The organism is Micromonospora sp. NPDC023633, from assembly GCF_040640035.1.
In the GTDB taxonomy this organism is placed as follows: Bacteria; Actinomycetota; Actinomycetes; order Mycobacteriales; family Micromonosporaceae; genus Micromonospora.
Window position 1 is genome coordinate 1 of record NZ_JBFABB010000230.1, and the last position, 5,427, is coordinate 5,427.

The following is a 5,427-nucleotide window of genomic DNA, read 5'->3' on the forward strand; positions in this document are numbered from 1 at the left end:
GGGGTCGGCCAGCGCCGGGTGCGTGTAGCCGGCGAACTCCTCGACCCGCGCGACGAACTCGTCGTACAGCGCCGCGCGCATCCGGCGCTGCCGTGGGCGGTCGCCGCAGGCGTGCTCGGGGTGGCCGGGCTGGTCGCCTGGACCCTGCTCGGCACCGGGCTGTTCGGGGTGCGCGAGGTCCGCGTCGAGGGCGCCGAGCTGGTGACCCCGGTGCAGGTCCGCGACGCGGCCGCGGTGCCCGACGACGCCCCGCTGGCCCGGGTGGACCTGGCCGCCACCGCGCGGCGGGTCGGCGGGCTGCCGGCGGTGGAACGGGCGGTGGTGACCCGGGACTGGCCGGACACGCTGGTGGTACGGGTGACCGAGCGCACCGGCGTGGCGGCGGTGCCGCGCGGGGAGCAGTTCGTGGTGATCGACCGCGCGGGCGTGGTCTTCCGCACCGTGCCACGGCAGCCGGACGGCCTGCCGTTGGTCCGGCTCGCCGAACCGGGCCCGGGCGACGGGCCGACCCGGGCGGCGCTGGAGGTACTCGGCGCGCTCACCCCGCAGCTGCGCGCCGAGCTGGTGGACGTGACCGTCGAGGGGCTGGCCCGGATCACGCTGCGGCTGCGCGGCGACCGGGTGGTGGTCTGGGGGGACGCGACCCGGGGCGCGGACAAGGCCCGGGTGGCCAGCGCCCTGCTCGACCGCAAGGCCGACACCATCGACGTCAGCGCGCCGGACGTGGTGACCCTGCGGTGACCGGTGGCTCAGCCCGCGACGTGACCCGTCCCGCTCCGGCGGCGACACGCCGAGCGGGTCCTTGGCTCATCGCGTGAGGGCGCTTACGTTGCCCCGAAGGGGATCAGTGGTTGACATAAGTGTAAGCCTCTAGTAGAGGGTGAGGGTTTGATCCTCACGCTCACTGGTGACAGCTGTCGTCGACCGCTGGTTTGGCCAGGCCTTACCCGGTCGGCCCATGCCAATCTCGAAGGGAAAGGACCGGAGATGACACCTCCGCACAACTACCTGGCGGTCATCAAGGTCGTCGGCATCGGTGGCGGCGGCGTCAACGCCGTCAACCGGATGATCGAGGTTGGGCTCAAGGGCGTCGAGTTCATCGCGATCAACACCGACGCGCAGGCGCTGCTCATGAGCGACGCCGACGTGAAGCTCGACGTCGGCCGCGAGCTGACCCGTGGGCTCGGCGCCGGCGCCAACCCCGACGTCGGGAAGAACGCCGCCGAGGACCACCGCGACGAGATCGAGGAGGTGCTCAAGGGCGCCGACATGGTCTTCGTGACCTGCGGCGAGGGCGGCGGCACCGGCACCGGCGGGGCGCCCGTGGTGGCGAACATCGCCCGCAAGCTCGGCGCGCTGACCATCGGCGTGGTCACCCGGCCGTTCTCGTTCGAGGGCAAGCGCCGCCAGGTGCAGGCGGAGTCCGGAATAGACGAGCTGCGCAACCAGTGCGACACGCTGATCGTCATCCCGAACGACCGGCTGTTGGCGCTCGGCGACCGCAACATCAGCATGATGGACGCGTTCCGCACCGCCGACCAGGTGCTGCTCTCCGGTGTCCAGGGCATCACCGACCTGATCACCACGCCGGGTCTGATCAACCTGGACTTCGCCGACGTCAAGAGCGTGATGAGCGGCGCGGGCAGCGCGCTCATGGGCATCGGCAGCGCGCGCGGCGAGAACCGCGCCGTCGAGGCGGCCGAGGCGGCCATCTCCAGCCCGCTGCTGGAGCAGAGCATGGACGGCGCGCGCGGCGTGCTGCTCTCCATCGCCGGCGGGTCGGACCTCGGCCTGTTCGAGATCAACGACGCGGCCCAGCTCGTCACCGACGCGGCCCACCCGGACGCGAACATCATCTTCGGCGCGGTCATCGACGACGCCCTCGGCGACGAGGTGCGGGTCACCGTCATCGCGGCGGGCTTCGACGGGGGCGCGCCGGCGTACAAGGCGGCCGAGCCGCCCCGCAAGAGCAACCAGAACCAGCCGGCGCAGCCGAGCGCCCCGGTCGCCCCGCCGGCCACCATGCCGGCCCCGCAGCAGTCGCCCCGCCGGGTCCTCTTCGACGACGTCGACGTGCCCGACTTCCTCAAGAACGGTTCCTGAGCACCGCGATGACCGACAGCCCAGCCACGGTGCGCCCGGACCGGCGCGCCGAGATCGCGGCCGGCCTGGGCCGCGTACGGTCCCGGATCGCGGACGCCTGTGCCGCCGCGGGGCGGGACGAATCCGAGGTCACCATGATCGCGGTGACCAAGACCTACCCGGCCGGGGACGTGGTGGCCCTGTCCGGGCTCGGCGTCGTCGACGTGGGGGAGAACCGCGACCAGGAGGCGGCCGCCAAGGCCGCCGAGGTGGCCGCGGCCGGGGTGACTGCCCGGTGGCACTTCATCGGGCAGTTGCAGCGCAACAAGGCCCGCTCGGTGGTCCGCTACGCCGACGTCGTGCACTCGGTCGACAGTGTCCGGCTGGCGCGGGCGCTGGACGCGGCGTCGTCGGCGGCGCGGGACCGGCCGCTGGAGGTGCTGGTCCAGGTCAGCATCGACGGCGACGCGGCCCGGGGCGGGGCGCTGCCGGACTCGGCCGACCCGGGCGCCGGGCTCGACGCGGTCGCCGAGGCGGTGGCCGGCGCGGAGGCGCTGCGGCTGACCGGCCTGATGGCGGTGGCGCCGCTGGGCTGGGAGCCGGAGCGGGCGTTCGCCCGGCTGGCCGAGGTGGCGGCCGCGTTCCGGACGGTCCATCCGGGAGCCGCCGCGCTCTCCGCCGGGATGAGCGGCGACCTGGAGATCGCGATCCGGTACGGCGCGACACATGTCCGCGTCGGCAGCGCGTTGCTCGGAATGCGTCCCACGCTGCGGTAGCCTGACCGCGGGAAGCAAATTACAGCTGTGTTGTTTGAGGGAGCGGCGTCCCGTTGTCGGGGGTCGTGGCACGCGACGCGAATTTCGTGCCAGGGGATTGCCGATCCGCTCCGGTGGGCAGAAGTGGTCCACTCGCGACAAGCGACACGGTACGGGGGCGCGTGCCGCACGGCGGACGGGAAGGGCGCGGGATGGGTGCACTGCGCAAGGCGGGGGTCTGGCTCGGTCTGGTCGAAGAGGACGACGAGCGGGCCTACGACGACGGCGGCTACGACAAGGGTGGCTACCGCGATTCGCGCTACCGGCAGAGCCGGTACTCGGAGGAGTTCGCCGACGAGGACGAGGACGACTCCGAGGAGCCGCCGGCGCCCCGGTCCCGGCTCGGTGACCGTGGCCGGCTCTCCGAGCGCGCCGCCGCCCGGGCGGCCGACGCCGAACGGGGCGACACCGACCGGCCGGAGCGGGCCGAGCGGTCCAGCGTCCGCTCGATCACCCGGCCGTCGGCCGGGGACACCTCGGGCGCGTTGACCTACCACACCCGCGACAACCTGGCCCTGGCGCCGCAGGCACAACCCCGGGAGCGTGCGGTGATGGCCGAGGAGGAGCAGCGTTACCAGATCACCACGCTGCACCCCACCACGTACCGCGAGGCGCGCACCATCGGTGAGCACTTCCGGGACGGCGTTCCGGTGATCATCAACCTCACCGAGATGGACGAGGCGGACGCGCGTCGACTTGTCGACTTCGCCGCCGGCCTCGCGTTCGGGCTGCGGGGTACGATCGAGCGCGTGACCAATCGGGTGTTCCTGCTCTCACCGGCCAATGTCCAGGTCACCGCGGAGGACAAGGCCAAGATCGCCGAGGGCGGCTTCTTCAGCCTGAGCTAGCCCCGCCCGACCCGAGGGACGTCGCCTGCCGTGTTGTCGATCGTGCTGCAAGTGCTGTATCTGGTGCTGTACTTCTTCCTGCTCGTCCTGCTGGCCCGGTTCGTCCTGAGCGCCGTCCTGCAGTACGGCCGCCGCTGGCAGCCGGGGCGCGGGGCATCGGTGGGGCTGGAAATCGTGTGGAGCGTCACTGATCCCCCTCTCAACGCGTTGAGGCGTGTGATCCCTCCGTTGCGAATTGGTACCGTGAGCATCGACCTGGCCTCACTTGTGCTCCTGGTTATCCTGTTCGTGCTGATGGAGTTCGTGTTGAGGCGGTCGATCATCGGCACCGTCTGATGACCGACGCGCTTTCGCGGCCGCAACTGACCCGAGGAGTTTCGATGCCGCTGACCCCGGCCGACGTCCACAACGTCGCCTTCAAAAAGCCGCCGATCGGCAAGCGGGGCTACGACGAGGAGGAGGTCGACGCTTTCCTGGACGAGGTCGAGCGCGAGCTTGCCCGTCTCATCGAGGAGAACAACGAGCTGCGCGCCCAGGTGGAGCGCGGCGGCCGTGGTGGCGCCCCCGCCGGCCCCGGCGGCGACGCCCGTCTCGCGGCGGAGCTCAACGACGTCAAGGCCCAGCTCGACCGGGTGCAGCGCGACAAGGCGGCGGCCGAGCAGGCCGCCCGCGCGATGCAGGCCGAGCTGGAGCAGGTCCGTACCGCCGGTGGCCCGGCGGTCGGCGGTGACGGCGAGCAGCAGGCGCTGCGGGTGCTGATGATGGCCCAGCGGACGGCCGACGACCACGTCTCCGACGCCCGTCGCGAGGCCGACCAGCTGCTCTCCGAGGCCCGTTCCAAGGCCGAGGAGGTCACCCGTGAGGCCCGCTCCAAGGCAGACGCCCTGGAGCGCGACGCCCGCCAGCGGCACCAGGAGGCCATGGGCGGCCTGGACGCCAAGCGCACCGCCCTGCAGAAGCACATCGAGGAGCTCAAGCAGTTCGAGCGCGAGTACCGCACCCGGCTCAAGGCCTACCTGGAGAGCCAGCTGCGTGACCTCGACGGCCGCGGCCAGGGCCTGGAGGCCGAGATGACCCGGGGTGTCGAGGGCACCCGGGCCGCCGGCGGCGGCAACGGGCTGGCCACGGCCGGTCTCGCCGGCTCCTACGGCGGCGGCGGCGGTCGTTCCGGCGCTCTCGAAGCCGGTCGCTGAACCAAAGGTCGGCGACCGTCGCCACCATGACGGTCGCCGACCTCGCCTCATCAGCACGACGCGGCGGGGGTGAGCCGTGATAGTCGCCAGTCTCCTGCTCATCCTCGTCGCGGTGGTGCTGCTGGTGCTCGGCCTGGCCGGTGGCTCCAGCGTTCTCCTGACCATCTCCATCGCGGCCAGCCTGCTGGCCGCCGTCGCGCTGGTCGCGGGCGCCCGCCAGGCGGCTGCGGACCGGGCGACGGCGGATCCGGGCCGGCCGGGGTGGCGGCCCCGTCGGGCGACCCGCCCGGCCGGGCCGGCGTTCGCCGGCGGGCCGCTGGTGGAGCCGGAGATCCCCGTCCAGCATGTTCCTCCCACGGTCGACGTCGACGGCACCGGGTGGCGGCAACCACCCGAGCCGCCGGTGTCGGTGACCTCCCGCAGGAAGCCCGACTCGGCCGGGTCGTCCCCGAGCACCACGAGGTCGCGCAGCGCGTCCCGCCAGGCCGG

Annotated in this window: 7 protein-coding genes; all 7 read left to right on the forward strand. The window is 72.8% G+C overall.

Annotated features, from left to right (window positions below; translation table 11 throughout):
* Nucleotides 1–87: 87 nt before the first annotated feature.
* The gene (locus AB0G13_RS33860; RefSeq protein WP_357883540.1) at nt 88–741 is read left to right on the forward strand and encodes an FtsQ-type POTRA domain-containing protein; all 654 of its coding nucleotides are present in this window, start codon (nt 88–90) and stop codon (nt 739–741) included.
* Between the two features lie 246 nt (nt 742–987).
* A complete protein-coding gene (gene ftsZ, locus AB0G13_RS33865) occupies nt 988–2,103 on the forward strand; it encodes a cell division protein FtsZ (protein WP_357883525.1) in 1,116 nt (371 codons plus the stop codon).
* A gap of 8 nt (nt 2,104–2,111) precedes the next feature.
* The gene (locus tag AB0G13_RS33870; RefSeq protein WP_357883528.1) at nt 2,112–2,858 is read left to right on the forward strand and encodes a YggS family pyridoxal phosphate-dependent enzyme; all 747 of its coding nucleotides are present in this window, start codon (nt 2,112–2,114) and stop codon (nt 2,856–2,858) included.
* Nucleotides 2,859–3,049: 191 nt separating this feature from the next.
* A complete protein-coding gene (gene sepF, locus AB0G13_RS33875; protein WP_357883531.1) occupies nt 3,050–3,745 on the forward strand; it encodes a cell division protein SepF in 696 nt (231 codons plus the stop codon).
* A 30-nt stretch (nt 3,746–3,775) separates the two neighbouring features.
* Nucleotides 3,776–4,081: a YggT family protein gene (locus AB0G13_RS33880; RefSeq protein WP_088999245.1), complete on the forward strand. Its 306-nt coding sequence runs from the start codon at nt 3,776–3,778 to the stop codon at nt 4,079–4,081.
* A gap of 44 nt (nt 4,082–4,125) precedes the next feature.
* Complete coding sequence (locus AB0G13_RS33885; RefSeq protein ID WP_357883534.1) at nt 4,126–4,938, forward strand: DivIVA domain-containing protein; 813 nt, start codon at nt 4,126–4,128, stop codon at nt 4,936–4,938.
* Between the two features lie 76 nt (nt 4,939–5,014).
* On the forward strand, nt 5,015–5,427 hold a 413-nt coding region (locus tag AB0G13_RS33890; protein ID WP_357883537.1), incomplete at its 3' end, for a hypothetical protein.